The sequence below is a fragment of the uncultured Desulfovibrio sp. genome, assembly GCF_944327235.1.
Taxonomy (GTDB): Bacteria; Desulfobacterota; Desulfovibrionia; order Desulfovibrionales; family Desulfovibrionaceae; genus Desulfovibrio.
Map to the genome: position 1 here is coordinate 15,597 of NZ_CALVHE010000013.1, position 26,896 is coordinate 42,492.

At 64.8% G+C, this 26,896-nt stretch carries 24 protein-coding genes; 11 read left to right on the forward strand and 13 right to left on the reverse strand.

Going from position 1 to position 26,896, the window contains the following annotated elements; translation table 11 throughout:
- Position 1: 1 nt before the first annotated feature.
- The 6 genes from icmH to Q0K00_RS03575 are packed head-to-tail and all read left to right on the forward strand — an operon-like array spanning position 2 to position 8,021.
- A complete protein-coding gene (gene icmH / locus Q0K00_RS03550; protein ID WP_297227418.1) occupies positions 2-910 on the forward strand; it encodes a type IVB secretion system protein IcmH/DotU in 909 nt (302 codons plus the stop codon).
- Positions 907-4,452 (forward strand): type VI secretion system membrane subunit TssM, encoded by a 3,546-nt coding sequence (gene tssM, locus Q0K00_RS03555; protein ID WP_297227420.1) that lies wholly within the window; start codon positions 907-909, stop codon positions 4,450-4,452. Before icmH ends, tssM begins: the two co-directional genes overlap by 4 nt.
- 27 nt (positions 4,453-4,479) lie before the next feature.
- Complete coding sequence (locus Q0K00_RS03560) at positions 4,480-5,523, forward strand: lytic transglycosylase domain-containing protein (RefSeq protein WP_297227421.1); 1,044 nt, start codon at positions 4,480-4,482, stop codon at positions 5,521-5,523.
- Positions 5,520-6,275, forward strand: a complete 756-nt coding sequence (locus Q0K00_RS03565) for a PP2C family serine/threonine-protein phosphatase (protein WP_297227423.1) — start codon at positions 5,520-5,522, stop codon at positions 6,273-6,275. Before Q0K00_RS03560 ends, Q0K00_RS03565 begins: the two co-directional genes overlap by 4 nt.
- Position 6,276: 1 nt before the next feature.
- A complete protein-coding gene (locus Q0K00_RS03570) occupies positions 6,277-7,248 on the forward strand; it encodes a serine/threonine-protein kinase (RefSeq protein ID WP_297227425.1) in 972 nt (323 codons plus the stop codon).
- Positions 7,249-7,250: 2 nt separating this feature from the next.
- Positions 7,251-8,021, forward strand: coding sequence for a hypothetical protein (locus tag Q0K00_RS03575; RefSeq protein ID WP_297227427.1), 771 nt, complete (start codon positions 7,251-7,253; stop codon positions 8,019-8,021).
- A 425-nt stretch (positions 8,022-8,446) separates the two neighbouring features.
- Here the strand turns inward: Q0K00_RS03575 and Q0K00_RS03580 are convergent, their stop codons facing one another.
- Together Q0K00_RS03580 and Q0K00_RS03585 are read right to left on the reverse strand one after the other, a co-directional pair.
- The gene (locus Q0K00_RS03580) at positions 8,447-9,301 is read right to left on the reverse strand and encodes an AMIN domain-containing protein (RefSeq protein WP_297227429.1); all 855 of its coding nucleotides are present in this window, start codon (positions 9,299-9,301) and stop codon (positions 8,447-8,449) included.
- A gap of 18 nt (positions 9,302-9,319) precedes the next feature.
- Positions 9,320-10,054 (reverse strand): tetratricopeptide repeat protein, encoded by a 735-nt coding sequence (locus Q0K00_RS03585; protein ID WP_297227431.1) that lies wholly within the window; start codon positions 10,052-10,054, stop codon positions 9,320-9,322.
- A gap of 86 nt (positions 10,055-10,140) precedes the next feature.
- Between Q0K00_RS03585 and Q0K00_RS03590 the strand changes: the two genes are divergently transcribed.
- The 3 genes from Q0K00_RS03590 to Q0K00_RS03600 all read left to right on the forward strand — a co-directional run bounded on the left by Q0K00_RS03590 (position 10,141) and on the right by Q0K00_RS03600 (position 11,748).
- The gene (locus Q0K00_RS03590; RefSeq protein WP_297227433.1) at positions 10,141-10,497 is read left to right on the forward strand and encodes a hydrogenase maturation nickel metallochaperone HypA; all 357 of its coding nucleotides are present in this window, start codon (positions 10,141-10,143) and stop codon (positions 10,495-10,497) included.
- Between the two features lie 17 nt (positions 10,498-10,514).
- Complete coding sequence (hypB, locus tag Q0K00_RS03595) at positions 10,515-11,195, forward strand: hydrogenase nickel incorporation protein HypB (protein ID WP_297227435.1); 681 nt, start codon at positions 10,515-10,517, stop codon at positions 11,193-11,195.
- Between the two features lie 64 nt (positions 11,196-11,259).
- Positions 11,260-11,748: a hypothetical protein gene (locus Q0K00_RS03600; protein ID WP_297227437.1), complete on the forward strand. Its 489-nt coding sequence runs from the start codon at positions 11,260-11,262 to the stop codon at positions 11,746-11,748.
- A 531-nt stretch (positions 11,749-12,279) separates the two neighbouring features.
- Here Q0K00_RS03600 and Q0K00_RS03605 read toward each other — a convergent pair.
- The 5 genes from Q0K00_RS03605 to Q0K00_RS03625 form a co-directional block, all read right to left on the reverse strand.
- Positions 12,280-13,281 carry a peptidoglycan glycosyltransferase gene (locus Q0K00_RS03605; protein ID WP_297227439.1) on the reverse strand — a complete coding sequence of 334 codons (1,002 nt, stop codon included), beginning with the start codon at positions 13,279-13,281 and terminating at the stop codon, positions 12,280-12,282.
- Between the two features lie 197 nt (positions 13,282-13,478).
- Positions 13,479-13,985, reverse strand: a complete 507-nt coding sequence (locus tag Q0K00_RS03610; RefSeq protein WP_297227440.1) for a translation initiation factor 2 — start codon at positions 13,983-13,985, stop codon at positions 13,479-13,481.
- A 41-nt stretch (positions 13,986-14,026) separates the two neighbouring features.
- Positions 14,027-14,530 carry a cob(I)yrinic acid a,c-diamide adenosyltransferase gene (locus tag Q0K00_RS03615; RefSeq protein WP_297227452.1) on the reverse strand — a complete coding sequence of 168 codons (504 nt, stop codon included), beginning with the start codon at positions 14,528-14,530 and terminating at the stop codon, positions 14,027-14,029.
- Entirely contained in the window at positions 14,530-15,540 is a 1,011-nt protein-coding gene (amrS, locus tag Q0K00_RS03620; RefSeq protein WP_297227441.1) for an AmmeMemoRadiSam system radical SAM enzyme, read from the reverse strand. Before amrS ends, Q0K00_RS03615 begins: the two co-directional genes overlap by 1 nt.
- A gap of 1 nt (position 15,541) precedes the next feature.
- A complete protein-coding gene (locus Q0K00_RS03625) occupies positions 15,542-16,501 on the reverse strand; it encodes a hypothetical protein (RefSeq protein WP_297227442.1) in 960 nt (319 codons plus the stop codon).
- Between the two features lie 111 nt (positions 16,502-16,612).
- Between Q0K00_RS03625 and purM the strand changes: the two genes are divergently transcribed.
- Complete coding sequence (purM, locus tag Q0K00_RS03630; protein WP_297227443.1) at positions 16,613-17,677, forward strand: phosphoribosylformylglycinamidine cyclo-ligase; 1,065 nt, start codon at positions 16,613-16,615, stop codon at positions 17,675-17,677.
- Between the two features lie 678 nt (positions 17,678-18,355).
- Positions 18,356-18,865: an aminoacyl-tRNA deacylase gene (locus tag Q0K00_RS03635; RefSeq protein ID WP_297227444.1), complete on the forward strand. Its 510-nt coding sequence runs from the start codon at positions 18,356-18,358 to the stop codon at positions 18,863-18,865.
- An 88-nt stretch (positions 18,866-18,953) separates the two neighbouring features.
- On the opposite strand, the gene Q0K00_RS03640 is transcribed toward Q0K00_RS03635, so the two are convergent.
- From Q0K00_RS03640 to Q0K00_RS03665, 6 genes are all read right to left on the reverse strand, one after another.
- Complete coding sequence (locus tag Q0K00_RS03640) at positions 18,954-20,417, reverse strand: diguanylate cyclase (protein ID WP_297227445.1); 1,464 nt, start codon at positions 20,415-20,417, stop codon at positions 18,954-18,956.
- Between the two features lie 586 nt (positions 20,418-21,003).
- The gene (gene gcvPB, locus Q0K00_RS03645; protein ID WP_297227446.1) at positions 21,004-22,461 is read right to left on the reverse strand and encodes an aminomethyl-transferring glycine dehydrogenase subunit GcvPB; all 1,458 of its coding nucleotides are present in this window, start codon (positions 22,459-22,461) and stop codon (positions 21,004-21,006) included.
- The gene (gene gcvPA, locus Q0K00_RS03650) at positions 22,458-23,789 is read right to left on the reverse strand and encodes an aminomethyl-transferring glycine dehydrogenase subunit GcvPA (RefSeq protein ID WP_297227447.1); all 1,332 of its coding nucleotides are present in this window, start codon (positions 23,787-23,789) and stop codon (positions 22,458-22,460) included. The genes gcvPB and gcvPA overlap by 4 nt, the downstream gene beginning before the upstream one ends.
- A gap of 59 nt (positions 23,790-23,848) precedes the next feature.
- Entirely contained in the window at positions 23,849-24,232 is a 384-nt protein-coding gene (gcvH, locus tag Q0K00_RS03655; protein ID WP_297227448.1) for a glycine cleavage system protein GcvH, read from the reverse strand.
- Between the two features lie 134 nt (positions 24,233-24,366).
- Entirely contained in the window at positions 24,367-25,455 is a 1,089-nt protein-coding gene (gene gcvT / locus Q0K00_RS03660) for a glycine cleavage system aminomethyltransferase GcvT (protein WP_297227449.1), read from the reverse strand.
- A gap of 161 nt (positions 25,456-25,616) precedes the next feature.
- The gene (locus tag Q0K00_RS03665) at positions 25,617-26,609 is read right to left on the reverse strand and encodes a lipoate--protein ligase (protein WP_297227450.1); all 993 of its coding nucleotides are present in this window, start codon (positions 26,607-26,609) and stop codon (positions 25,617-25,619) included.
- Between the last annotated feature and the right edge of the window lie 287 nt (positions 26,610-26,896).

Here is a 26,896-nt window from a genome sequence, read left to right on the forward strand (position 1 = left end):
CATGAAACAGACGGATATCGATCAGACCGTCTTTCTCAATATGGGGGACCCCGATCCCGCTCCCGACCTGCCGCCGTCGTTCCGGCAGGTCGCGGCCTCGAGCGCGGACGAGGTACGGCGTCCTCTCCCCTATGTGGCGCAACAGACATCGGTCAACCTCAGCGCCTCCGGCCTGAATCCCCTCGTCAGCGCCGCGTCCGAACTGCTGATGACCATCGTGCGCATCCGTTCGCGGCGCGCCGGTCTGGAGACGGGGCGCATGGCCTCCTTTTCGCCGTCCGGGCCGGAAGAGGACATCGAACATCTGCGCGCCGGGCTCGAAGCCGAGATACGCGCCTTTGAAGGACGCGCCCTTGCCGCTTCCGACATCGAACAGGCGCAGATCATCGCGGCCCGCTATGTGCTGTGCACGGCGGTGGATGAGGCCGTTTCCACCTCGCTGTCGGAAGAAAGCGGGGAATGGAGCAGGCACGGATTGCTCTCCACCTTCCATAACGAGACATGGGGCGGCGAGAAATTCTTCCAGATCCTGGAGCGCTGTATGCAGCAGCCCGCGCGCAACCTGTATATCCTCGAACTCATGTACCTGCTCCTGAGCCTCGGCTTCGAGGGGAAATACGGCGTCCGGGAACGCGGCCCCATCGCTCTGGAAGCGCTGCGGGACAAGATCTACAAGCAGGTCCGCCTCCTCCGGGGGGAACCGCCGCAGGATCTGGCCCCCAAGGTGGAACCGCCCAAGGGACGCCAGCGCATCCACGCCTATATCCCGGTCTGGCTGGTGCTGGCGGTCTTCCTGTTCGCCATTGCCGTCACCTTCGCGGGCTTCTCCACCATCCTGGAAAAGCAGGCCGCGCCCTTGCTTGACGATATGCACACTATTGCGGGCGATCCCCAGGAGGTACACCCGTGAGATCGTTTTTTCGGACTCTCTGGAAAGCGCTGACCACTCCCTGGGTCATCGCGCTCGCGCTGACCGTGCTCCTCTGCCTGTGCATATGGTTCTTCGGTCCCTATCTGGCCATAGCGGATCACAAGATACTGGAAAGCGTCGTCTCCAGACTGACGGCCACGCTGGTGCTGGTCTTTCTGTGGGGCCTGTCCGTCGCCGTCTTTTACTCCCGCCGCAAGAAGAAGGAGCTTGCCGACCCCGAGAAGGCGGCAGCCGCGGAACAGGCGGAGCAGGCGCGCCTCTCCACGCGGGAGGAACGCGACCGCATCAGGGACACCCTGAAAAACGCCATCCGCATCGTGACGCATTCCAATTTTTACGGCGGCAACCGCTCACGCTACGCGCTGCCCTGGTTCCTGGTCATCGGCCCGGAAAACTGCGGCAAGACCTCGTTCCTGCTGAACTCCGGCCTGCAGTTCCCGCTCAATGAACAGGCGGACCGCCACCTCTATCAGCTGAAGGCCACGACCCGCTGCGAAACGCTGTTCGCCAATCAGGCGGTGTTCATCGACACTCCCGGCAACTACACGGACGGCCGTCGCGGCACACTGCACAACAGCCTCTGGAAACTGCTCCTGAAACGCCTGTTCTGCGTCCGCCCGGCCAGGCCCGCCAACGGGGTCATCATCTGCGTCAGCATACGCGACCTCATGGATGCGGATGCCGCCCGGCGCGAGCACCTTGCCCGAACCGTCCGGGAAAGACTGAGCGAGACCCTGCAGGCGCTGCGGACGCATGTCCCGGTATTCCTCGTCTTTACCAAATGCGACGTCATCCCCGGTTTTGCCCAGTTTTTCGCCCAGCTGCCGCGTGTGGAGCGCGAGCAGATGTTCGGCTGTCCCGCCAGGAACGAACTGAGCATGGACGTGAGCACGCTCCGGGGAGAGACCGCGGAGATGCTCCAGACCCTGAACGCGCAGATCATCTCCAAGATCCATCAGGAACGCGATCTCACGGCGCGCGGGGACATCTTCCGTTTCCCCCAGGAGCTTGCCGCCCTCAGCGCCAATATCGGGGATTTCATCGTGGAGGCTTTCGGCCCCTCCCGCTATCACCGGCCCGTGCTCTTCCGCGGCTTCTTTTTCACCAGCGCGCTGTCGTCGCAGGACGTGCTCAAGTCCGCCGCCAGAGGCGGGGAACTCGCCTTTCAGACGGGGTTCCAGCCTTCGCAGGGCGATTACGCCAAGGGCTTTTTCATCCTCCGTCTCCTGCAGGACTGCGTCATCCCCGAAGCGCGTCTTGCCGGAGCCGACAAGGAGCATCAATGGGCCCCCCGTCTGCGGCGTCATGGCCTGCAGGTAGCGGCCGCGGCGCTCTTCCTGTTCGTGGCGACTTTTCTCGGCATCAGCTTCATCAACAATTACGCGAATATATCTTCTCTTTCCGGCATCCAGGCGAACTTTGCGAAACAACGTGAGGCCGTCCCCCGGCCGGAGAACGCCAAAGCCCTGCTGCCCGAACTGGCGACACTGGAAAAAACGCTCCACGTCTATGACCCCGAGGAGGATTCCCGCATCTCCTACGGGCTTGGCCTGTATCAGGGCACGACCGTGGACCGGGCCGCGCACGCCGCCTACCTCGGTGAACTCAACGACCGCCTGATCCCGCAGGCGCGCCAGACCGCCGCCCGGAAGATCGAAGAGTCTCTGGCCGATGTCGGGGAACTGAAGCCCGCGCTGCGGGCCTACCTCATGCTGTGCGAGCCCAAGCGCCTCAAGCGGGACTTCATGACCGACTGGCTGGGCCGACAGTGGTCGGCGCAGTTCATGGGCGATACGACAACGCAGGCCGCGCTCCTGCACCATATGGACTACGCCATGCGGAACGGCATCCGGCCCGCGCCGCCCGACCAGGCCCTGCTGGACAAGGCCCGTCAGGCCCTGCTGAAGATCCCTCTGGCGGAGCTGGCCTACCAGCAGATGCGGGAGGAAGCCGAGGAGGCCGGTCAGCCGCCCTTCACCTTCCGGGCCAGTCTGGGGGAAAGCATGTCGCCTTTTGAAGGGGACACCTATCCCATCCCCTACCTGTACACCCGCAAAGGCTATGAAACCTACTGCGTGGAACGCTGCCCGGCCATCATCCGCGGTCTGACCGACGACAGCTGGATATTCGGTCCGAACCCCCTCACGCTCAGCGCGCTGGACATGGACCGCATCTACAAGGATGTCAGGGCCATGTATTTCCGCGATTATACCCGCTACTGGACGGAGGCCGTGCAGAAGCTCGGCGTGCCGGATCCACGGACGCTCTCCGCCGCGGCCAAGACGGCGGAGAGGCTGACGTCCGGCATATCCCCCGTGACGCAGGTCCTGCGGGAAGTCCGCGACAACACCAACCTCATCCTTGCCGAGACCGAAGAGGGGCCGGTGGGCGACGCGCTTGCGGCGCAGGCCCAGAAGCAGGTCGCCCGCAAGGCGGGTAAAGTCGCCGGCGCACAGGTCGGGAAAGCGGCCGCCCAGAGCGCCGCCGACAAACTGGCGGCGGCTCAGGCCAAGGCCCGTGCCGAAGCCCAGAAGGACGCCCGCGCGGTACGCCAGTATTTCCTTCCCCTCGTCAGCCTCATCGACGCTGACGGCAACGCCGCGCCCGCGCTCAAGGCCGCGCATGACGCCATGGCCGATACGGGCGCGTATCTGGCGAAGCTGCACAACAGCGACGATCCCGCCCAGCGCGTCTTCACGGCCCTGCTGGAGATCGCGGACGAAAAGGACGAAACGCTGCGCGAACTGGAGAACGCGGCCGGGAAGCTGCCCTCCCCCGTGCGGGGCTGGTACGAGAGCGTCCCCTCCGGGGCGCTGCGGCGTATGCTCTTCCTTGCGGCGGGGCACATCAATCAGGCGTACACGCAACGCGTGGTGCAGGCCTATGAACGCGACCTCAGCCCCTACTATCCCTTCAACAGCCAGACGGAACAGGATGTCAGCCTGGAGGCCTTCAGCGCCTTCTTCCGGACCGGCGGCACGCTCGACAGCTTCTATGCCGCCTATCTGCGGCCGTTCGCCAACGCCAACGGCACGCTCCGCAGCATCATGGGCAGGACGCTGCCGCTCTCGTCCCATGCCCTGACCCAGCTCACGCGGGCCAATCGCATCCAGACCGCGTTCTTTTCTTCCGGTCGGGAACTGGGCATCAACTTCACCATGGAGCCGTACGCGCTCGATGCCGCCATGCGGCAGGTCACCTTCTCCGTGGACGGCGACAAGTTGAGCTACTGGCATGGTCTGGTGCAGGGGGGCAATTTCTCCTGGCCGGGGGACCACAGCCGCGCCACGCTGGAGATGACGGACCTCAACGGCGTCTCCCGACGCCACGAGGCCAGAGGCAATTGGGCCATCTTCCGCATCCTGCAGACAGGGACCATAAAAAAGCAGGAAAACAACACCTGTCTCATAGAGTTGCGGCAAAACGGCAACTGGGCGCAATTCCTGATCCAGTTCAGGAACAGGCTGAACCCCTTCGACCCGTCCGTCTGCTCCTTCATCCTGCCCGCCTCGCTGCAATGAGGCCGCTGAGGAAGGAAAGAGAAGATCATGGGACACACCGGCTCCCCCGGCATACGCGGCATGGCCCGCTTGTCAGGACTCCCCCTCGTCCGGGGGGGCCGTCCCTGCCGACTGCTCTGCTGTTCCCTGTGGCTGGCCGCCCTCGGCGGCTGCATGGCCGCATCCCCACAGGTACGGGACGGCATCCCGTCCTCCCGGGTCGTCACCGTGCAGCGCGAGCACATCCCTCCCTTCGGCGGTCAGACCATCCGGCCGCCGCAACGCATGGCGGATGTCGCCACGCTCTGGAAGCCGCTCACGCCGCGGGAACAGGCCAGACTTGCCGCCTATGACGGGCGCGCCTCCCGGACGGCCTCCGCCGCGCCTTCCGTGGCCGCATGGCTCCCGCCTTCGGGCGAAGAGGTCATGCGGGAGAGCCTCTACCGGCTCACGGTCAGTCAGAAAACGGTGACGCGCCGGGTGCTGGACCGGGCGGCCGACCTGCTGCCCATGATCGCTTCGGTGCTGGAAGAGCACGCCCTGCCGCCCGAGCTGGCGGCCCTGCCTCTGGTGGAAAGCGCGTTCGAGCCGCTCGCCGTTTCTCACGCGGGGGCCGCCGGTCTCTGGCAGCTCATGCCGGTCACCGCACGCCGTTTCGGCCTCATCGTCGATGCTTCGCGCGATGAGCGTTTCGATCCCCGCAAGGCCACGGAAGCCGCCGCCCGCTATCTGCGCTGGCTCAACGGCTGCTTTAAGGACTGGCCTCTGGCCCTTGCCGCCTACAATTGCGGCGAAGGCGCCATGAAGACCTTCCTGCGCCGCTACGGCGCCACGACTCTGGAGGGATTGTACGCCGCCGGACGGGATGGCGTCCCTCGGGAGACACTGCGATTCGTCCCGCAATTCGTGGCGGCCGCCACGGTCATGACCGCCAACGGGCAGCTCGCGCCGCCTCGGGAAACGACGCGGGCGACGACGCTGCCCGCTCCGGCCCCTGTTCGGAAAAAACGCGCGTCCGCTTCCGGCCGCGCTCCCACATCTCCCCCAGAAGGGGCGGGAACCGTGCCCGCCATGCGGAGGATATCCCGATGAACACTCCACCCGTGCCCGAAGGATGCCCCCCCTGCTCCGTCATCCTCAATTCCTGGGGATGGTCGCGGCAGGGCGAAGGCCGACGGGAAAACGAGGACGCCTTCCTCAACTGGCCGGAACGGCGCTGCTGGGCCGTGGCCGACGGCGTGGGCAGCAGCGCGCATGGCGGCGAGGCCAGCCGCCTGCTCATGACAAGGCTCATGGATCTTCCCGAACCCGCGTCGCTGGAGGCCCATGTCCGCAATGTCCGCTCCTGCCTTGAAGAGACGAACGGCCTGCTGACTTCCCGTTCCCTGTGGCCGGGCAGCGCGGCCAGCACCATCGTCGTCCTGTTGATGCACGACGCGCAGGCCGCCTGTCTCTGGTCCGGCGACAGCCGCTGCTATCTGCAGCGCAACGGCAGACTGTACCAGTGCACGAGGGATCACACGCTCCGTCAGGAAAAGATCGACACCGGCGAGCTGACCGCGCCCGAAGCCTACCGCATGATACGCGGCAACATCATCACGCAGGCCATCGGCGCTGCCGCCGCCCGCGTGGACGAGATACGCTTTGCCCTCCGGCCCGGGGACCGGCTCCTGCTGTGCTCGGACGGACTGACCAACATCCTGGGCGAGGCCAAACTGAACAGCCTGCTGCGTGACGGGGACAACGCCCACGCCTGTGCCGAGCGCATACGGGAAAGCCTGGACGGGTACCCTCAGCCGGACGACGCGACGCTCATCGCCGTCTGCCTCTCGCCGGGGAAATGACATGGCCACCCGAAAGAAGCGCTCCGCCACGGAACAACGGGACAGCACGGCGCGGCCCTGCCCCGTTGAAGCCGCCCGCACACCGGGGACGGGCGCGCCCGTACGCTTCGTGCCGGAACGGCAGCTCGGGAGCGGCGGCCTGTGCGAAGTCTATTCCGCCAAAGACCTGCTCAGGCTCGAACACGATGACGGCCTGCCGCAGGTGGCGCTCAAGCGTCTGCTCCCGCGCTACGAACAGAATCCCGTGGCCCGTCGTCTCCTTGCCAGAGAATTCTTCATCGCCCGCCACATCTCCCATCCGGGCGTGGTGCGCGTCTTCGATCTGCATGAGGAACGGGGCAGGCTGTGCCTCAGCATGGAGATGCTGACGGGGCGGACGCTTTACTCCCTGCTGGAACGACATCCGGCCGGGATGGGGCCCTCCGCGCTCCCTCTCGCGCGCCGCCTGCTGGGCACGCTGGCCATGCTGCACGGACTGGGCATCGCGCACGGGGACATCAAACCCGCCAATCTCAGTCTGGAGAATGAAGACCGGCTCGTCCTGTTCGACTTCAACACGGCGGAAGTCTCCGACAGGCCGGGACAAGTCTCCTCCCGCATCAGCCAGAGCCTGCGCACCAATCTGGGACTGTCGGCCTGCAGCCTCCTCCACGCCTCGCCGGAACGGCTCGAAGGGCATCCACCCTCCTTTGCCGACGACGTTTTCGCGGCCTGCTGCACCATAGCCGAACTGCTCGAAGGGAGGCACCCCTTTGCCCGCCGTACGGCGCTGGAAGCCCGCGACGCCCGTATGCCGCCGCCCCGCCTGTCCATGGGCAAAACGCCTGAGGGGAAGATGCTGCTGCGCGGCCTTTCCTTCGATCCCGCCCTGCGTCCCACCGCGCGCGAACTGGAAGAGGCTTTCCGGCCCTCCGGCTTCGCCGTCCGGTGCTTTTCCGCCCTCTACACCAGCTTGATCGCAAAGGAGTCATGACCATGCCCCTGCCCAAAGCTTTGCTCTGCCCCCTGGGAGACTACGACGCGCTTTCGGAAGAGAACCAGCTCCGTCAGGCGGGTTTTGCCACCGCCGTCCTGCACTGGAAAGATCTCGTCAATCAGAACAACGACTGGATGCAGCTTTCCGGCGTGCTCGACGATCCCGCGGTGCACGCCTGGGTCATCGCCGGATCTCCCGCCGAGTTCACCGATGAGGTCCTTTGCCGACTGACCCTGCTCGCCCTCTCCCTGCGCCGTCAGGGGCAACCGGGGACAGCCTTCGTCCTGAACGGGGATGGCCCCGCTCCCGCCCTGCCGCCGGTCTTGTCTCATGCGGGCGTCTGGCGCTCCGGGGAGCCTTTCGCGGCACGTCTCATGGCCGCCCGCTTCCGTCCGGCGGCCAGTCTACGCCTTCCTTTCCACGTCCGGACGCTGCTCAGCCCTCTGGTCGGGCTCTGGCTGGAGATCGCTCCCGCCGAAGGCCGCATGGCGGGTTTCACCGTCGGCGTGCTGGATGCCGACATGAATGCTTTCGGCGTCGGTCCGGCGGGGAGCCTGCCGACCACGAGCCGACTGGCCTACCCGCTCCTGGGGATCAGGGGGACGCTGGACGACCATGCCTTTTGCGCCTGTGCGGCCCAAAACGAGCTCTCGGAGACCGAAGCCTGCTTCTGCAAGGTGGAAGGCCTTCCTCAGGGAGTCTTTCTGGGGGATTATCTCACAGAGGCCGGGACGGAGGAAGTCGTTCCGCTCATGTTCCTTGGTCGATAGCGCATTTTCCGTTTGAGACGCTTCGCGCTCCAAACCATACGAGCTGGCGTTTCGCGGAAAAAACGCGGTATCCCCGCTCGATCCGGGCCGGGCGGCGCTGTGCCTGCCGCCTCACGCTTCGCCCTTTTCAGAGACAAAACGCTCTCCATTGAAACAACTTGGAGGATCTGTGCCAGCAGGCTCTGACGGGCGGCGCGCCTTGTCCCTCCGTATGCTCACGCCCACGAAAAAAGGACGCTTGCGCGTCCTTTTTTACGATAGACAGGAGCTTCTCTCCCGGGAGCATTCCAATTTTTGGAATGCTTCACGTCTCAAACCATACGGCCTGTCGTTTCGCGGGAAAAACTCGGTATCCCCGCTCGATCCGGGCCGGGCGGCGCTGTGCCCGCCGCCTCACGCTTTGCCCTTTTCAGAGGCAAAACGCTCTAACGGTCGATGCGGACATCCAGCCGCTTGCGATCCTTGGAAAGGATATGCCGGATCTTGCCCTGACCGGTAAGGTCGATGACTACCCGCGTCCGACCGTCCAGCTTGCCGAGGCGGACATTGGTGACCGCCGGATTCTTCGGCACGCCCGGCGCCTTGACCGTCCATTCTCCCATAAGATCCACGGCGACGCGGGGAGGATTGTCCAGCGGGAGGTACTTGTACTCGATGGGGCTGGACCCCTCGATGCGGACCGTTGCGCCGGTCTCGCGGGCAAAGACCACGAAACGGGTGACGGTACGGGCCTTGGCCACCGGGGCGGGCTTTTCGGCCTTCTTCTCTTCCTTCTTTTCTTCCTTTTTTTCCTGAACGGCACGCTCCGCATCAGCGGCAGGCTGCCGCTCCTCGGTCGCGGCGGGCGCGGCCGGGGCCTCGCTTGCCGCGCCGCTGCCCAGCGCGGGCTGCGGGGGCACATCCAGAGCGGGACGGGCCGCCCCTTCAGCGGCGGGGATATCCGGCGGCGTGTCCTGCGGCGCCGCAGCCTCCGTATCATTGAAAGCAAAACCGCGCTCCAGCGCCTCGCTGGAAGGCGTCGGCGCGGGGGCGGCTGCCGGCGGCTGACCTCCCGCGGCGGCCGTCTCAGAGGACGCCGGCGCGGTCACTTCGGAAGGCACGGGCGGGGTAAGGGAGCTGCCGGTGTTCGGCGGCAGTTCACCGGGCGCGGACGGTGCGGGCTCCAGGGTCGAAGGTGCCGTTTCGGGTTCGCTCCTGGACGATTTCCATTCGTTCAGCATAATCAGCGCCATCCCCAGGATGCAGACGGCGATCAGTATGCCGATAAAGGCTTTATTCATGGCCGTGGCTCCTCTTGCCTATTGGCTGCTCTTTGTGGGACGCCGCTGCTGATTGCGGATATAGCGCAGCATACGCGCATAGACAGGCTCGCTCGCATCCAGCAACATGGCCCGCTGCAAATGCTTGATGGCGGCTTCATCCTCACCGAGGGCGTGGAGGATACGCGCCATGTTGAAATGGGCATGGTCGTCATCCGGGGCAAGATCCAGCACGCGGCGGCTGAAGGCCAGCGCGGCCGAAGGATAGGAGAGCTGCCGCAGCTGCGCCCCGAAATCACGGAACATGTGCTTGTGCTGCGGCTGGATGCCTTCGCGCACGGAAGCGAGCTGCTCAAGCGCGGTGAAGGCGGTCTGCCGCTCCTTGGGCCGTTTGAGCCGGGCCAGCGTCTTGCGGAAGGTCTCGCGCATACCGGTCTCCACCAGACGCGCCTTGCGCTGCTGCTCAACGGAGGAAGCCTCCCCGAAAACATCCCCCGGCTCCGCCTGAGGCGGCGGGACGAAACGCCCCACGACCTTGGACATGTCCAGCGAGCGCACCGGCATGGCCAGTATGGCGGGTTCCGCCGTGAACCGCTGGCTGAAGATGTCCGCCGTCATGCGTTCAGGATCGGCCACCGGCTGGAAGGCGTTGTTGAGCCGCTGCACGACAAAGCTGCCGGTCTCGGCTTCCCAGACGAAATACAGGGTCTTGCGCTGTCCGGAGGACTGCGCCGCCGCAACGGAATAGACGCCGATGAACTTGGGATTTCTCATGCCCCGACTCTACATTATTTGGGCCGAATGGCAAGATTCCTCTCCATGCCTTTACGCGGCGGGCGCTTTGGGCTAGCATCCCGCACATGCACGAAATGGCCATAGCTCAGAACATCCTCGACATCGTCCGGGAAGAGATGGCGGCACGGCAGTGCACGCGCCTTGCCCGCATCGGCCTGGAATGCGGGGCGCTGTCCGGCGTGGAGCCGGAGTCCCTGCGCCTCAGTCTGGAAGCCCTGCTCGCCGGAGGCCCGTGGGCGGATGCCTCCCTTGAGCTGCACATCATCCCCCTGCGGCTGCGCTGTTTCAGCTGCGGCACCGAATTCGGCGGCGAATACGGACAGGATGCCCTCTGGCAGCCCTGCCCGCAGTGCGGGGAGCAGTTCGGCCACACGGTGGAGCAGGGCAAGGAACTGCGCATTTCCCATTTGGAAGCCTCATAGGCCACACAGGAGGACCCATGCAGATACCCGTTGTTCGCAACGTCCTTGAAGCCAACGAAAAACTTGCCGATCAGGTGCGCGCCCGGCTGGATGCCGGCAAGATCTTGGCGCTCAACCTCATCTCCTCGCCCGGCGCGGGCAAGACCACCCTGCTGGAGCGCACCCTTGCCGACCTGTCCGGCGAGTTCCGCATGGCGGTCATCGAGGGCGACCTGCAGACGGATAACGACGCCCGCCGCGTGGCCGCCACGGGCGCGCAGGCGGTGCAGATCAATACGGAAGGCGGCTGCCACCTCAACAGCAGCATGATCCTCCAGGCTCTGGACAATCTCTCTCTGGACGGGCTGGATATCCTTTTCATCGAAAACGTGGGCAACCTTGTCTGCCCGGTGGAATTCGACTGCGGCGAGGACGCCAAGATCGCCCTGCTCAGCGTGGCCGAGGGCGACGACAAGCCGGAGAAATATCCCCTGCTGTTCAACCTTGCCCGCGCCATGCTGCTCAACAAGATGGATCTGCTGCCCCATGTGGATTTCGACGTCCGGCGTGCCCGCGACTTCGCCACCCGCCTGAACCGGGAGCTGGCCATCTTTGAAGTCTCCTGCCGCAACGGGCAGGGGCTCGAAGGCTGGTACGACTGGCTGCGTGCCATGCGTCAGGCCAAGCTCGAGGGGCGGCTGCCCCGTCCTGAGCGCTGATCTCGGATCGCGCCCTTTCTTTCACCTGTCTGTACGGCGGCGACTGCCGCCGGGAGGAACCTGCATGAACTATCTGGGCAAACTGGCTGCCGCCCTGCTCCTTGCCGGAGGTCTGTCCGGCGGAGCGGTGCAGGCCGCGCCCTCCAGCCTGTCCCTGACGGACGACCCGGCGGACGACGCCCGCCCGCAGCTTGTGGAGCGCCACAGGCCGCAACGTCCCCATTGGGACAACCGTTATCACGGCGATCGCCGGAGGCCGCGTCCCCCCCACCACTACGCGCCTCCGCCGCCCCCACCGCCTCCCTATCCGGGAGCGCCCTACGGCTACGGGCCGTCCCCCTATGCGCCCAATTACCCCTTTGGCTATGATCCGCGGCGTCCGCAGCCCAACTATCCCTTCGGCTATGATCCGCGCCCCCGGCCGCGCTTTGACGGCTATGACGGGTATGAGCGCCCGCCCAGACGGAACTGGAAGCCGTACCGGCGTCAGCCTCTGCCGCCGCCACCGCCCCCTCCGCCGCCGGCCTGGCCGGGATTCAACGGCTGGATATAGCCCCCTTCCGTGATGAACGCCGCCCTCCCGGGCGGCGTTTACCGTTTCCCTCATCTTCTCCCGCAGAGCCGTCGCATATGGCCGCCCGGCATGACTGGCGGACTTCCGCCGGTACCGCTGCCATGCCCGGACACCCAGCCAGGAGCGTTTTCCGTTTGGAAAGCTTTGCGTTTCAAACCATACGACCTGCCGTTTCGCGGGGAAAACGCGTTTTTCCGCGCAGTTAGAGCGGATTCGCCTTGAAATCGTGTCCAATTTCCATGCTGACGCTGCCCTCACACTACGGAAAAAGCGTGGTTTTTCCGTGTGTTCGGTTGCGGTAGTCGCTCTCGCGACTACCAGAGCAATCCACATTTTCAATGTGGAATTGCTATAGGGTCGGGCGGCGCTGTGTGGTCGCCTCGCGCCATGCCTTTTTCCATGGCAAAACGTTCTGCCGGATGCAGTCCTTTCCGGCCTGAAATGCGGAACGGCCGCCGGCATGACGCCGACGGCCGCTGAAAAACCTGAGATCGTCCTGTCCGTGGCCCGTCAGGACTTGCCGCCCTTTTTCGGGGCGCTGCCGCGAGGCTCTCCGCCCTCGTCGGCCCGATAGGCGGCGATATCCACCAGCAGGGTGCGCGAGGCAGGATACAGGCTCACCGTAAAGAGCTGTACGTCCTCTTCCGGCGCATCGGCTTCGCGCAGAGCCACCACCTGCGAACGCGGCGCCAGCATGATGGAGGCCTCTCCCGTCCCGGCGGCAAATATCAGATCGATGCCCTGTTCGAGGATGCGGTGGCGCTGTTCTTCTTCGATGGCGGCCATTTCCGTAAAATCCACGTCCATGCCCGGGAATTCCGCCTGCCAGAGGCAATATCCCTGCGTATAAAGGGTCTGGAGCAGCGCGCGCAAGTGTTCGCGAGACAGCTCCTGCCGCAATTCCAGATGTTCCAGCGTGGCCGTGTCGGGATCGCCGGGGCCGGGCGTCAGCCGGGCCGCCCAGACGCGATCGGCAAAGCCGAGGCTGGTCAGTACGGCGCCATTTTCATCGTGGGGCGCATCCTTTTCCAGGATGGCGCAGGCGTCCTGCATCTTCATGCCGGTACGGAAGCGAGTCAGCGCGCAGACAGGACGGCTGCCCGGTTCGGGCAGCAGGTTCCAGACTTTCCCCTGGCGGTGCTCCGTCTTGCCGTCCCGGTGGAGCAGGAGCAGACAACTTTCCTTGTGTTCGGCGCAGGCAGCCATGCCCTTGAGATCATCCAGAGCGATGCCCGTGAAGGTCCAGAGCGCAAAGCCCATATCGAGGCGGACATCCTGCTTGCCGCCCGGATTCTCCAGCGCATCTTCGCCGGACGGCGGCAGGTCCAGCCGGGCGAAACTTTCCTGCCGGGCCGTGCTGAAACGTACGCTCAACAGCTCCTGAGCGGTAAGGTTCCATATGCTCAGGGTCGGCGGTTCCGCCTCTTCCTCGGCGGGGGACGGAGACGCAAGGCCGCGCTGCGGCAGCAGCAGACAAAGAGCCAGAAGGAGCAGGAAAGCACGGTGCTGCATGGTCACATCCTGAAACTGGTGCTTATGTGGGACCGGGTCATCACAAAAGACGCCGCGCCAGCGCGTCCGGCCGCAGGCTACGAGCGACAGACGGCGGCACGGGCCATGCGGGCACTTTTACCAGCCCGGCCCGCCGGAGGCAAGCCGTTGCCGGACGCTGAGGGCCGGTTCGGGCGCGCCGTTTTCCGGGCAGCCGCTCACGCGGCCCCCGCATCCACTTTCCGACGGCGCAGCGCTGTCAGCAGACGCCCCACCGCTTCCGGCCCGTCCGGGTCCGGCGGCGCGTCCGTGCGCAGCAGATCGAGCAACTTGCCGACCAGCGCCACGGCGTCCTCCACTTCTTCCACCCAGCAGGTCATGGCCCCGTGCAGCATGAGGCCCGGCGCTTCCAGCGGCCCGCGGATGCCCAGCAAGGGCACTCCCGCTCCGGCGGCAAGGCCCACTTCCACGCCGGCATCCTGACCGGAAGAACCGTAGTAGATCACCATGTCCGCCGTGAGACAGGCCTGACGACAAAAATCGAATACCTGTCCGCCCGCCTGGTCGGTATCCATCCAGGCACGGCGCTGGGCGGGCGTCAGGCCCGGCGGCGGCGTGGCCTTCTCCGTCCAGTCGAGGATGCGGCAGCCCAGCGCCCGCAGGGCATTGCCCAGCAGACGCACGCCGTGTTTGTGGCGAAAGGAGCCGGCGATATAGATATCCATCCGCGTGTACGATCCGTTGCTTGCGCGCGGCCGGGATGCCGCTAAAACTCTATGCCCCGCTGGGCCTTGACGCCGCTCTGGGCCTGATGCTTGATCTCGCCCATCTCCGTCACCAGATCGGCCATGTCCATGAGCCATTGGGGCGCATCGCGGCCGGACAGCACCAGATGGCAGCCCGCCGTCCGCGCCTCGCTCAGGAGCGTCTCCACTTCCGCCCGTTCGAGCAGACCGGCGCGCAGGGCATAGAGGCTTTCGTCCAGCAGCAGCATGTCCAGATGCGGCAGCTGTCCCCTGGCCCACCCCAGAAGCGTCAGAGCGGCGGCACGGTGCTCTTCCCGCTCTTCCTCCCGACGGAAGAAGCCGCGGCCGCCCGCCCGGAAGTTTTCGCCAAGCAGGCGCTCCAGCATGATCTGCTCTCCGGCGCGCACGTCCTTTTTCATGAACTGGCCGAAGCCGACGCGCAGCCCCTGCCCCAGCGCCCTCAGGGCCTGCCCCACGCAGGCGCTGGTCTTGCCCTTGCCGTTTCCCGTATAGATGAGGATCATCAGCGCCATATCCCCGGCAAGACATATCCGCAGGCCGGACATATCCCGGCGGAGGGCCCCTTGAGCCGCACATGCCAGCCCTGACGCTCGATGCAGACGGCATTGCATTGCGGGCAATAGGTATTGCCGCCCTCGGCGCTGAGGACATTGCCGATGTAGACGAAGTGCAGTCCCTCGCCGCGAGCCAGCGCCCAGCAGTCTTCCAGCTGTCCCACCGGGGTCTCGGGGTGATCGGTCATGTGATAGGCCTTGCGGAAGGCCGTCAGATGCCACGGCGTGTCCGGCCCCAGTTCGTCCCGGATGAAGCGGGCCGCCGCGCGCAATTCGTCCGAACTGTCGTTGACGCCGGGGATGACCAGGGTCGTCACCTCCACCCACCAGCCGAAGGCCTTCATGCGCTTGAGGTTGTCGAGCACCGGTTGCAGACGCCCGCCGCAATACTTGCGGTAAAAGCTCTCGCTGAAGCCCTTGAGGTCCACATTGGCCGCATGGATGCGCCGCTGGAGGGACACGAGGCAGTCCTCGCTCATGAAGCCATTGGTGACGAGGATGGTGCGCAGCCCCTGCTTGCGGGCCAGTCCGGCCGTGGGGAACACCAGTTCAAAGAATACCGTCGGTTCATTGTAGGTGAAGGCCATGCTTTCCGCGAAGTTGCGACGCGCCAGATCCACCAGGATGTCGGCGTCCACCTGACGGCCCGTCACCTTGCCGTCCTCGGCGGGACCGCGCGATATCTCGTGATTCTGGCAGAACAGGCAGGAAAAATTGCAGCCCGCGCTGCCGATGGAAAAGGTGCGCGTCCCGGGCAGGAAGTGATAGAGCGGCTTCTTCTCCACCGGATCGAGCGCCGTGCCCGTGATGACTTTTTCCACCATGCTGACCAGCGTGCCGCGCAGGTTGGCCCGCACGCCGCACCGCCCGCGCTGTCCCGACGGGATGCGGCAGCGGTGCGCGCACAACGAACAATCCACCGTGCCGTCGGCACGGCTCTCCCCAAAAGCGGCGGGCATGTCAGCGCCTCCTGGAATACGGCATACGGCCTTGCGGCACGGCGCCGGGACGCGGCCTCGTGACGCCGTTGCGCATACCCTGATTGAGGGGCATGACGCCGGGCGGATAGGGACCGGGGTCGCCCTGATAACCGGGATACCAGTGCCAGCCGTCCGTGGGCGGCGGAAAGATGCCGCCCGGATTCGGATTGGGATATTGTCCCGTGTTCTGTCCCGTATTTTGTCCGGGGACGCTCGGATAACTCGGAGTGATCGGCAAAGCCGGGATGCTCGGCTTCTGGCTCGGATAGCCGGGATAGCCGGGCTTCTGGCTCGGATACGTCGGCCTCTGACCGGGATACCCCGGATAGACCGGTCGCTGGCCGGGATCCATGCCGGATGTGGGCGGCCAGGGACGGGACGGCGCGCCGGGCCAGCCCGTCTGTCCGCTGGGGTAACGGTCGGGATAGCCGGGATAGCCGGGATAGCCGGGACGATACGGCGGACGGAAACCGGGCCGGTCGGGCGGATACCCGGGCTGATAGCCCGGATACCCCGGATAGCCCGGCTGATAGCCGGGATAACCGGACTGGCCGCCGGAGGAGCCCGAATTGGGATAGACCTGCGGGGCAAGATATATGGGGGCCTGCTGCCAGGCATTGGGGTCGGCATTCTGGCGCGGCGCGGTGACGTTCATTTCGATATCGCCGGTCTTTTCATCCCGTTCGATGGAGAGCTGTCCGCCGTTGGGCGCCGCCGAAGGCGCTTGCGTGGTGCCCCACTGCTCGTCAGGGCGCATGGCCCCTTCCTGAGGAGACGAGGCCGCAAGGGCTGCCCGGAGATCTCCCCCGAAGCCCAGTATGCACAGTGCCAGCCCGGCTGCCAGCCCAAGCCTGCCGGTCGTCCTGATCCAGGCCATCCCGCCTGTCGTCAGCGTACGGGATGGCGTCGCCTGCCCGGAAATGAAACGTTGTTTTTTCATGTTTTTAGTATAGCAGCGCCGTCAGCGGGGGTCTACGAAAAAATGCCGGGGAAAGCCGCTTGGGATTTATGAAAAAATATGCTATCAACGAGCGTCGCAAGGAGGCACTTTATGACCACGGAACGCTCCAAAGCCTACAGGGAAGCCGGCGTCGACATCGAAGCGGGCAACAATCTCGTGAGCCGCATCAAGCATCTTGTTTCCAGCACCCACACCAAGGGCGTCATTTCCGATATCGGCGGCTTCGGCGGCCTGTTCCGCCCCGAACTCAGCGGCATGAGCGATCCCGTCCTGGTCTCGGGCACGGACGGCGTGGGCACCAAGCTCAAGCTGGCCTTTGCTTTCAACAAACACGATACCGTGGGCATCGACCTCGTTGCCATGAGCGTCAACGACATCCTGGTGCAGGGCGCGCTGCCGCTCTTTTTCCTCGACTACTTCGCCACCGGGCGACTGGATGTGGAAACGGCCCATACGGTCATCAGCGGCATCGCTGAGGGCTGCCGTCAGGCGGGCTGCGCCCTCCTCGGCGGGGAAACGGCCGAAATGCCCGGCATGTACGGCGACGGAGAATACGACCTTGCCGGCTTCTGCGTGGGCATCGTGGACAATGCCAAGCTGGTGGACGGATCGAGCATCCGCGTGGGCGACCACATCGTGGGCATCTCCTCTTCCGGCCTCCACTCCAACGGCTTCTCACTGGCGCGCAAGGTGCTGGAACAGAGCGGCCTCAAGGCGGACGATCCCTTCCCCGGGGCCGACGGCGCGCTGGTACGCGACGTGCTCATGACGCCCACCGTCATCTATGTGGACACGGTACGGCAGCTGCTGCGGGACATCGACGTGCGCGGCATGGCCCACATCACGGGCGGCGGATTCTACGACAATATCCCCCGCGTGCTGCCCACGCAGGTGGAGGCCCGCATCACCTTCGGTTCCTGGGACATGCCCCCGGTCTTCACCTGGCTGCACGAGGCGGGCGGTCTGTCCTGGCCGGAGATCCTCCAGATCTTCAATGCCGGTATCGGCTACGTGCTCATCCTGCCGCCAGATCAGGTCGAGGAGACCATCAGCCGCATCCGGGCAGGCAAGCAGGGCCTCAAGGCCTGGGACATCGGCACCATCGCCATGCGCAACGGCGGCGGGGAACAGGTCGTCATGCAGTTCCCGGACTAGGGCTTGTCAACACAAATTTTACAAGCAATTTCGACAGATAAGAAAAAAAACAAACCGCTCTCGCCCCATTTTTCTTTGAGCGGGGAGCCTCGTGCCCCCGGTTCTTCCCTCAGTAAAAGCGCGCTGAGGAAGGGATGGAGGGCTTGGAGGGAGGCAAAACGCGAGGTGGCGGCACAGCTCCGCCCGGCCATGACCAAGCGGGAAAAGCACATTTTTCCCGACAGGCCGTATGGTTTGACGCGCGAAGCGATTCAAACTGAAAATATTCTTAGAGCAATTCCACATTGAAAATCTGGATTGCTCTGGTAGTCGCGAGAGCGGCTACCCGCAACCGAACACACGGGAAAACCACGCTTTTTCCGTAGTGTGAGGGCAGCGTCAGCATGGGAATTGGACACGATTTCAATGCTGATCCGCTTTAGGGATACGACACCACGCTACGATACGGGAGCCTTCCGGCGGGAGGCTCCTTTTTTTGTCCACGAGGATCGACGACATGCCGCCCCCTTTTCGCTCGACCTTCGGGCGGGAGTCTGGCATCCTGAAGCCGGTCCCCGCCCTGTCTGCCAGAGCGCGGGCACGGCTTCGGCCGTGGAATATCCCTCACGACCGGGACGCCTCCGCCCGCCGCGGAGCTGTCCCTTACCGGTTGGCGCCCAGAGCGCCGGGAGTCCTCCCATGCAACCCCTGCTCGATATCCTGCGCTCCATGCTGGAGCAGCACAAGGCCGATTACGAGATCCTGTCGCACAACCGCCCCCTGATCTCCAAGGATGACGCCGCCCGCGTCTTTGATCTGGTCAAGGCCGCGCCGGTATTCATCCTGGAAGCGGACGGCGAACTGGTCGCCCTGCTGGCCAGCGCCGCCCGGGGACGCATAGACCTCAAGGCCCTGCGTCAGGATGTGGGCTATGCCTCACTGCGTCCCGCCCCGGAGGAGGACCTGCTGATCCGCACGGGCTGCGCGCCGGGCCGCGTGCCGCTGGTGGGCCACGGCCTGCCGGTCATCTTCGACGAGGTGCTGCTGCGCCACGACTATGTGTACGGAAAGACGGGCGACGTGCTGCATACCCTCAAGATCAGGCCGCTGGATCTGATGCGCCTGTGCAATGTGGTCAAGGTCTGGCCCGATCCGCAGGGAGCCCCCGCCGGTCGCATGGCTGAAGCCACCTTCGGCGGCAAAGCCTGATTTAGGGCGTTTTGCCGTTGAAAAAGGCAGAGCGCGGGACGCGGCTCTGCCTTTCTCCGAGAAAACCCCTCGGTTGCGAGGACAGGGCTCAGGACATGAGCGGCGGCAGCGGCGTGGCCTGCACCTGACTGTAGCTGCTGATGCGGTTGCGCCCACAGCGCTTGGAGGCGTACAGGGCGATGTCCGCGCAGCTGTAGAGCTTGCGGAACACCCCGCCGTCCGGCGGCGCGGCGCATATGCCTATGCTGGCCGTGACGCCGTAGCCATGCAGCAGCGTATCGTCGCGGATGGCAGCCAAGAGCTGCTCCATATACGGGAGCCCTTCGTCCGACGTGGCGTGGCCCGGCAGGAACACAAGGAACTCATCCCCGCCGAGCCGGGCGCAGAGGGCGTTTTCCGGCAAGGCGGACCGCAGGATATCACCGACCTGAGCGATGACGCTGTCTCCGGCGGGGTGCCCGTATTCGTCGTTGACATGCTTGAAATTGTCGAGATCGAATACCGCCAGCATCCCCTTGCCGTTGGCGGCAAGCTCCGCATCCATCCGGCTTTCAAAGGCGGTACGGTTCAGCAGACCGGTAAGTCTGTCCGTACGGGCTTCCCGCGCCAGATCGTCCATGCGCCGGGCAAAGATCCCCCGCATGGAAACGACGGTGAACGCCATGCTCAGGATGAAGAAGATCCCCAGCCGGACAAAGAGGTTGCGCATGGCCTCCGCGCCACCGGAGAAGTCCAGCGGCAAGTCCTTGCCGGAGATGGCCGTGGCTACGCGCCAGCCGTTGAAAGGGAGATTGCCCACGCACAGGTAGACCTTGCGCCCTGCGGAATCGGTGACCGGAGCCACCCAGGCGTTTTCCGCCAAAAGCGAGGGATGTTCCGAGGGCATGTACTGCCGGTAGAGTTCCAGGAAATAGCTCGTGACATCAGGCCCGCCCGGAGGCGCGCCGATGAGCTTGCCGGCCTCATTGAGCAGGATGACCCCCTCAGTGGACAGGGAACTCGTCAGCTGGAAAAAGGCCGTGAAATGAGCACGGCGGTAGATGGCCCCCACACAGCCGATGATCCGGTTCTCCTGCATGATGGGCGCGGCAAGCACGATATAGGATTCGCCGCTCGCATCTTCGAGCAGATGCGACACGATGGCCCGTCCGTTCATGACGTGCCGAAAATAGGGATGCGCCAGCACATCAAGAGGCAGAGCGGCTTGTCCCCAGGCCCGTCCGTTGACGTCGGCCACAAAAAAATTGTCGGCCATGATGCGGCCTTCGCAGAAGCGCAGGCTATCCCGGCCAAGCTCCTGCCCGTCCCCCTGAGCGATGTCCTGCGCGATCATGTGCATCCCCAGCAAGCGGTACTGGAAATGCGAGGCGACTTCATGCGCCTGGTCCAGCACACCACGCTTGAGGAAGAGACTGATGTTGTGCACCATGGTCTCTTCCCTCTCCTGGATGAACGAGAAGATGGTCCAGCCGATGCCGCACATCAGCAAGAGGATGTAGGCCATGACCGTCAACATGGCACGTCGGGGCTGACCGAACAGATGGCTCAGCATATGTCTTCCTCCTCGCAGTTGCCGAAAAGGCAAACCGTCCCTGCCTTCAGTGGATATGTCGCCAGCTTACGCCGCCGGGCGTCAGCAAAGCGTTCGAACACTGCGGCTCGCAGGACGACCTTCGTTCCCTCTCACGCCTTACCGGCAGACAGACTGTGAAAAGAAGTCAAACCGCGACCGAAAACATTACGCGCCATCACGAAGACGCCAAGCCGTCGCTGCCGGGACGCCGCCGCTCCCTTCGCTTTTTCCGGCCGCCATACAGCCTGTGACGCCTGACGTTTCGCGGAGAAACGCTGTTTTTCCGCCTTTTTTGGGCCGGGAGGCGCTGTAGCGCCGCCTCGTGTATCGCCTTTTCCATGACAAAACGCTCCAGAGCGGATTCGCATTGAAATTGAGTCCACTTTCCATGCAGACGCTGCCCTCACACTGCGGAAAAAGCGTGGTTTTTCCGTGTGTTCGGTTGCAGGTAGTCGCTCTTGCGACTACCAGAGCAATCCACATTTTCAATGTGGAATTGCTCTAAAAAAAACGACGGCTGCCCCGTCGGAGCAGCCGTCAAGAGAGGATGGAGGAAAAGCCCGCGTCAGGCCATGTCCTCGGTCAGGATCATGTTGCGGGCGGCCGCGGTCTCGTCCAGCCGCCGCACGGGCAGGGACTGCGGCGCGGCGGCCAGTTTTTCGGGATGCTCCCTGCCTTCGGCCACGATCTCCCGCAGGGCGTCCACGTATTCGTCCAGCGTTTCCTTGCTTTCGGTCTCCGTGGGTTCAGCCATGAGGCATTCCTTGACGATGAGCGGGAAATAGATGGTCGGGGCATGGATGCCGCGATCCAGCAGGCCCTTGGCGATGTCCAGCGCCCGCAGGCCCTCCGGAGCGGATGCCACGAATTCGTGGGCGCAGATGCGGTCAAAGGGGATGTCCAGCACATCTTCCAGCCGCTTGCGCAGATAGTTGGCGTTGAGCACCGCGTATTCGGAAGCGCGGGTCAGCCCGTTGCCGCCCAGACGCATCATGTAGGCCAGCGCCTTGGCCAGTACGGCAAAGCTGCCGTAGAACGGCCCGATATAGCCGATGGACTGGGGCAGGTCGAAATTGACGCGGTAGCTGTCGTCCTCGCGGCGTTCCACACGCGGCGCGGGCAGATAGGGCACGAGGCGTTCGCTCACGCCCACCGGTCCCGCGCCGGGACCGCCGCCGCCGTGCGGCGTGGAAAGGGTCTTGTGGACGTTGAGGTGCACCACGTCAAAGCCCACATCGCCCACGCGCATCTTGCCCATGATGGCGTTCATGTTCGCGCCGTCATAATAGAGCAGCGCGTCCACCTTGCGCAGTTCCTCGACGATCTCTGCCAGATGGGTCTCCATGAGTCCCAGCGTGTTGGGGCAGGTCATCATGAGGCCCGCCACATCGTCGGGATGGTCCGCGATGGCGCGGGCCAGCGCCTGCGGGTCCACCATGCCGTCCCGGGACTCGATGTTCACGATCTCGAAACCCGCCAGCACGGCCGAAGCGGGATTGGTGCCGTGCGCCGAATCGGGGATGAGCATCTTGGTGCGCTTGCGGCCCCTGGCCTTGTGATAGGCCGCGATGAGCTTGACGCCCGTGAACTCGCCGTTGGCCCCGGCCATGGGCTGCAGGGTGAAGGCTTTCATGCCGGTCAGTTCGCAGAGCCAGCGTTCGGCATCGTAGAGCACCTGCAGGGCCCCCTGCGCGCAGGCCGCGCCGCGGCCGAGCTGGGCCAGCATCGGATGCAGACGCGTGAAGCCGGGCAATCCGGCCACCTGTTCCGTGAACTTGGGGTTATACTTCATGGTGCAGGAGCCGAGCGGATAGAAATTGGCGTCCACACTGTAATTGCGGCGCGAAAGCGCGGTGAAGTGGCGCACCACATCGAGCTCGGAGCACTCCGGCAAACGGGGAGGCTGCTTGCGCAGCAGCTCGGCGGGCAGCATATCCGCCGCGCGGGGAGCGTTCTCCGCCGGTTCCAGCACAAGGTTTTCCGCATGTCGGCCGCTTACGGATTTGGCAAAGATGGTTTTCACAGCAGGCCTCCGATGGTTTCGGCAAGGAAGCCGATCTGCTGGCGGGTGTTGTTTTCCGTGCAGGCCAGCAGCAGGACGTCGTCCATGAAGTTGTAGTAGCGGCTCACGGGGAAGCCGGGCACGCAATTATAGGAAATAAGCGTGTTGACGACCTTTTCCGCCGGGATGGGCAGACGCAGGGCCACCTCGTTGCCGTAGGGCGCCGTATTGAGCAGGGTCACGCCGCGCAGAGCGGTGAGGCGTTCCACGGCGTAGCGGGTGAGCGCCATGTTGTGCTCGGCCACCTGCGCCAGCCCCCGCGGGCCCATGAGGGAAAGATAGATGAGCGAACGCAGGGCGCACAGGGCCTGATTGGAGCAGATGTTGGACGTGGCCTTGGCGCGGCGGATGTGCTGCTCGCGGGCCTGCAGGGTCAGCACATAGCCGGTCTTGCCGTCCACATCCTGCGTACGACCGGCGATGCGGCCGGGGAACTGGCGGATATGCTCCTTGCGGCAGGCCATGATGCCCAGATAGGGGCCGCCGAAGCCCAGCGGCTGGCCGAGGCTCTGCCCTTCGGCCACGGCGATGTCCGCCCCCATCTCGCCCGGCGTCTTGAGCACGGACTGCATGACGGGATAGACGGAGATGATGCCCAGCGCCTTCTTGCTGCGGGCATGGGCGAAAAGCTCGCTGAAATCGTCCACCACGCCGAAGAAGTTGGGGTTCTGCACCACCACGGCCGCGCACTGGTCGGTGATGGCGGCCATGAGGGCCTGCTTGTCGCTCGTGCCGTTGCGCTGCGGCACCACGCGCACGTCCACGTCCAGATCGGAGGTATAGGTGCCGAGCTGCACGCGCCAGATGGGATTGACGCATTCATCCACCACGATGAGCTTGCGGCGGCTCACCCGCACAGCCGTCATGCAGGCTTCAAAAAGGGCCGACCCGCCGTCGTAGACCGAGGCGTTGGCGCAGTCCATGTCCAGCAGGCGGCAGACGGCCGTCTGGTATTCAAAGATGGCCTGGAGCGTGCCCTGCGAGCATTCGGCCTGATAGGGGGTGTAGGCGGTATAGAATTCGCTGCGGCCGCTCAGGGCGTCCACGGCGGCGGGGATCTTGTGCGCGTAGAAGCCCGCCCCCAGGAAGGACACCATCTCCGTCCGGTTCCTGGCGGCAAGGTTCTCAAAGTAGCCGCAGACGGCGGCCTCGCTCAGCCCTTTGGGCAGGTTGAAGTGCGCGGGACGCATCTGCTGCGGGATGTCCGCAAACAGGTCGTCCAGCGTGCGCACACCGATGACGGACAGCATCTCCGCCGTCTCGCCCGGGGTGTGGGGGATGAAAGGCATGGTGGACCTCCTGAAAACGCGGCAGGCCGCCCGTCCTGCGACAGGCGGCCCGGCCTCGGCTAGTGCTGTTCGTTCTTGCAGTGTTCTTCGTAGGCGGCCGCATCCATGAGCCCTTCCGGCTTGCCGGAAAGTTTCACCTTGATGAGCCAGCCGTCCCCGAAGGCGTCGGCATTGATCTTTTCCGGCGCATCGGCCAGCGCCTCATTGACGGCGATCACCTCGCCGTTGACCGGCGAGATGAGATCGCTGGCGGCCTTCACCGACTCCACGGAACCGAAGTCGCTGTCGGCGCTCACGCTGTCCCCCACGGCGGGCAGATCCACATAGGTGATGTCACCGAGGCTTTCCTGAGCGAAATGGGTGATGCCCACCACGGCTTCCTCGCCCTGGATCTTCACCCATTCATGGCTGGCGCTGTACAGCAGATCGGCAGGATTGGACATGATTTCCTCCATGCAAAATTGGTTCACGGGCGCTGACGCGCCCAGATTGTGACGATCGACGCCGCAAGGCATGTCTGCCCCGGCGCGCGGCGCGCGGCCGCCTCGCGTTTTACCTTTTTCAGCGGCAAAACGCTCTATTTCAACTTCATGCGGGCCGTGCCGTCCTTGTAGAACGGCAGTTCCGTCACGCGGGCGGGCAGCTCCGCGCGCGCGGCCTTCACCACATAGGCGTCCGCATCGGCATGTGCGGCATCGGCCCAGGCAAAGGCGATGACGCAGCCCAGCGACGGCGCGAAGGACCCGCTCGTCACCCGGCCCACGGGCGTGCCGTCCGGCAGGGCCAGCACGTCGCCGCCACGGGCGGCGCGGCGGCCGTCGATGACCAGCGCCAGCAGCTTTTCACGGATGGTCTGCGCACCGGCCTTGCCCACATAGTCGGCTTCGCTCGTGAGCATACGACCCATGCCCGCTTCGGCGGGATTGTGGTCTTCGTCCAGCTCGTGCCCATACAACGGCAGGCCGGACTCCAGCCGCAGGGTGTCGCGCGCGCCCAGCCCGGCGGGCTTGACCCGCGCATCCGCCAGCAGGGCCTCCCAGAAGGCGACCACCTTGTCCGCGGGCAGGTAGAGCTCAAAGCCCAGTTCGCCGGTGTAGCCGGTACGGCTCACCAGCAGGGGCGCGCCCTGCCACTGGGTACGCACGAACCCGAAATATCCGAGGTCATGGAGATCCTCTCCCAGCACGCTTTCCAGCACAACCAGGGATTCCGGCCCCTGCAGGTCTATCTTGCCCGTCTCGTCGGAAACGTCCTTCAGGCTCACCGACTGGGGCAGCCGCCCGCGCAGGGCGGCGAAGTCGGTCGCGATACAGGCGGCATTGACCACGATCATGAAGGAATCCGCCCCAAAGCGATAGACGATGCAGTCGTCCATGACGCCGCCGCGTTCGTTGAGGATGAAGCCGTAGCGGCATTTGCCTTCCTTGAGGGTGGCAAGGTTGTGGCTGACCGCGCGGGAAAGCGCGGCATCGGCCCCTTCGCCCTCGATAAGGAATTCTCCCATGTGGCAGATGTCGAACAGTCCGGCGTGATGGCGGGTATGCTCGTGCTCCACCAGGATCCCTTCATACTGGATGGGCATGAGCCAGCCCGCGAACGGGGCCATCTTGGCGCCGCGGGCCTGATGCCAGGCGGTGAGCGGCGTTGTGCGGCATTCTTCGGCCATGAAAAACCTCCTCGGGCCACGGCCTGCCCCGCATGGCGCGGCGGGCGGCGGCAAGATCAGGCGCCCGGACGGGCGCCGCTGATGGCATATTTTCCAGATACGCTATCCGAAAACATCCCCTGCCACAAGCCCGTCGGCCCGTTTGGGTAATGCATCTTTCGTCACCCGTGCGTGAAGAAGTTTTGCATGACCTCAGGATCGCAGCCGCTGAAACACGCTTCCCAGTCCACGTCCCGCACGGCCTGCCGCAGGGCCTGCGGCTCATCCCGCACGCCCGTGAGACGATCTTCCAGCTCCCGCACGTCCGCCGCCGCAAAAAAATCGCCGTGGATGCGGCAGCTCTCGATGACGCCCTTCCGCACGTCCAGCAGCACGTCCACAAGGCCCCACGGGAAACGCTGCCGCCGTCTTTCGCTGAAGGCCGGGGAGCGGCCGAAATTCCATTCCCAGGTCCGGTATTTTTCTTCCGCCAGCCGTTCCGCCTCCCGCAGCGCGTCCTCCGGCACGTCCCGCGGGACGCTCTCCGGCGCGCAGCAGGCGGCCAGCGCCGCCCGCAGGTCATCCATCGTGCTGCCGGGCTGCCAGCACTCGCTGATATTGGTCACCCGCGCCCAGACCGAGGCGACCCCCTTGGAGCGGTATTTTTCCGGGTCCACGCTGAGCGCCGCCAGCATGTCCTCGAAATCCAGATCCACCAGCAGCGTCCCGTGGTGCAGCACCCGGCCCGCGCGCAGGGACTGGGCGCTGCCGGAGATCTTGCGGCCCCCGGTCTCAAGGTCGTTGCGTCCCGTCAGCCGAGCCGCCACGCCGAGCCGCGCCAACGCCGCGCACACTGGTTCCAGATAGCGGGCAAAGTCCACCCTGCTCCGCTCCGGCGCGTATTCCATGAAGGAAAAATTCAGATTGCCCAGATCATGGTACACCGCCCCGCCGCCCGTATTGCGCCGCACCACGGGCAGTTTGCGCTCCGCCAGCCAGGCCGTGTCCACCTCTTCCCAGGTATTCTGATGCCGCCCCACGATGACCGAGGGGGCGTTCTGCCAGAGCAGGAAACAGCCCGGGAAGTCCGGCCCCAACCGACGGTACAGCACTTCCTCCAAAGCCAGATTCAGGGCCGGATCCGTCTGCCTGATGGAATAACATTGCATGGACATGGCTGCTCTCTCCTTCCCGGTACGCGGCGCATCATATTTTTTGAGGGGAGAGGCCCCCCCTCATGCGGGAGGGGTTCCTCTTCCCCCCAACCAATCAACGAATGATGTCAACAGGCCCTAATTGTTGTGTTCCGATAGGTTGTTCACCCTTTCCTCATTCGGTAAGTTGGAAGTTACCAGACAAACCAACAAACGAGCGAGGAAAAGGGGGAACAGCCATAAGAATGCCAAACTTACGCCCAGAGGTCGAGAGGAAATGGTTCGGCGGATGGACAGTATGCCCGCCG

What these genes read in the sequence shown, in the direction of transcription:
- Q0K00_RS03590 (WP_297227433.1), top strand. Translation starts at nt 10,141, where the DNA reads ATGCACGAAATGGCCATAGCTCAGAACATCCTCGACATCGTCCGGGAA.
- Q0K00_RS03570 (WP_297227425.1), top strand. Translation starts at nt 6,277, where the DNA reads ATGGCCACCCGAAAGAAGCGCTCCGCCACGGAACAACGGGACAGCACG.
- Q0K00_RS03560 (WP_297227421.1), top strand. Translation starts at nt 4,480, where the DNA reads ATGGGACACACCGGCTCCCCCGGCATACGCGGCATGGCCCGCTTGTCA.
- Q0K00_RS03615 (WP_297227452.1), bottom strand. Translation starts at nt 14,530, where the DNA reads ATGATCCTCATCTATACGGGAAACGGCAAGGGCAAGACCAGCGCCTGC.
- Q0K00_RS03600 (WP_297227437.1), top strand. Translation starts at nt 11,260, where the DNA reads ATGAACTATCTGGGCAAACTGGCTGCCGCCCTGCTCCTTGCCGGAGGT.
- Q0K00_RS03565 (WP_297227423.1), top strand. Translation starts at nt 5,520, where the DNA reads ATGAACACTCCACCCGTGCCCGAAGGATGCCCCCCCTGCTCCGTCATC.
- Q0K00_RS03635 (WP_297227444.1), top strand. Translation starts at nt 18,356, where the DNA reads ATGCAACCCCTGCTCGATATCCTGCGCTCCATGCTGGAGCAGCACAAG.
- icmH (WP_297227418.1), top strand. Translation starts at nt 2, where the DNA reads ATGAAACAGACGGATATCGATCAGACCGTCTTTCTCAATATGGGGGAC.
- Q0K00_RS03585 (WP_297227431.1), bottom strand. Translation starts at nt 10,054, where the DNA reads ATGAGAAATCCCAAGTTCATCGGCGTCTATTCCGTTGCGGCGGCGCAG.
- Q0K00_RS03575 (WP_297227427.1), top strand. Translation starts at nt 7,251, where the DNA reads ATGCCCCTGCCCAAAGCTTTGCTCTGCCCCCTGGGAGACTACGACGCG.
- Q0K00_RS03580 (WP_297227429.1), bottom strand. Translation starts at nt 9,301, where the DNA reads ATGAATAAAGCCTTTATCGGCATACTGATCGCCGTCTGCATCCTGGGG.
- Q0K00_RS03610 (WP_297227440.1), bottom strand. Translation starts at nt 13,985, where the DNA reads ATGGATATCTATATCGCCGGCTCCTTTCGCCACAAACACGGCGTGCGT.
- amrS (WP_297227441.1), bottom strand. Translation starts at nt 15,540, where the DNA reads ATGCCCGCCGCTTTTGGGGAGAGCCGTGCCGACGGCACGGTGGATTGT.
- gcvH (WP_297227448.1), bottom strand. Translation starts at nt 24,232, where the DNA reads ATGTCCAATCCTGCCGATCTGCTGTACAGCGCCAGCCATGAATGGGTG.
- hypB (WP_297227435.1), top strand. Translation starts at nt 10,515, where the DNA reads ATGCAGATACCCGTTGTTCGCAACGTCCTTGAAGCCAACGAAAAACTT.
- Q0K00_RS03665 (WP_297227450.1), bottom strand. Translation starts at nt 26,609, where the DNA reads ATGTCCATGCAATGTTATTCCATCAGGCAGACGGATCCGGCCCTGAAT.
- Q0K00_RS03605 (WP_297227439.1), bottom strand. Translation starts at nt 13,281, where the DNA reads ATGCAGCACCGTGCTTTCCTGCTCCTTCTGGCTCTTTGTCTGCTGCTG.
- gcvT (WP_297227449.1), bottom strand. Translation starts at nt 25,455, where the DNA reads ATGGCCGAAGAATGCCGCACAACGCCGCTCACCGCCTGGCATCAGGCC.
- Q0K00_RS03625 (WP_297227442.1), bottom strand. Translation starts at nt 16,501, where the DNA reads ATGAAAAAACAACGTTTCATTTCCGGGCAGGCGACGCCATCCCGTACG.
- purM (WP_297227443.1), top strand. Translation starts at nt 16,613, where the DNA reads ATGACCACGGAACGCTCCAAAGCCTACAGGGAAGCCGGCGTCGACATC.
- gcvPA (WP_297227447.1), bottom strand. Translation starts at nt 23,789, where the DNA reads ATGCCTTTCATCCCCCACACCCCGGGCGAGACGGCGGAGATGCTGTCC.
- Q0K00_RS03640 (WP_297227445.1), bottom strand. Translation starts at nt 20,417, where the DNA reads ATGCTGAGCCATCTGTTCGGTCAGCCCCGACGTGCCATGTTGACGGTC.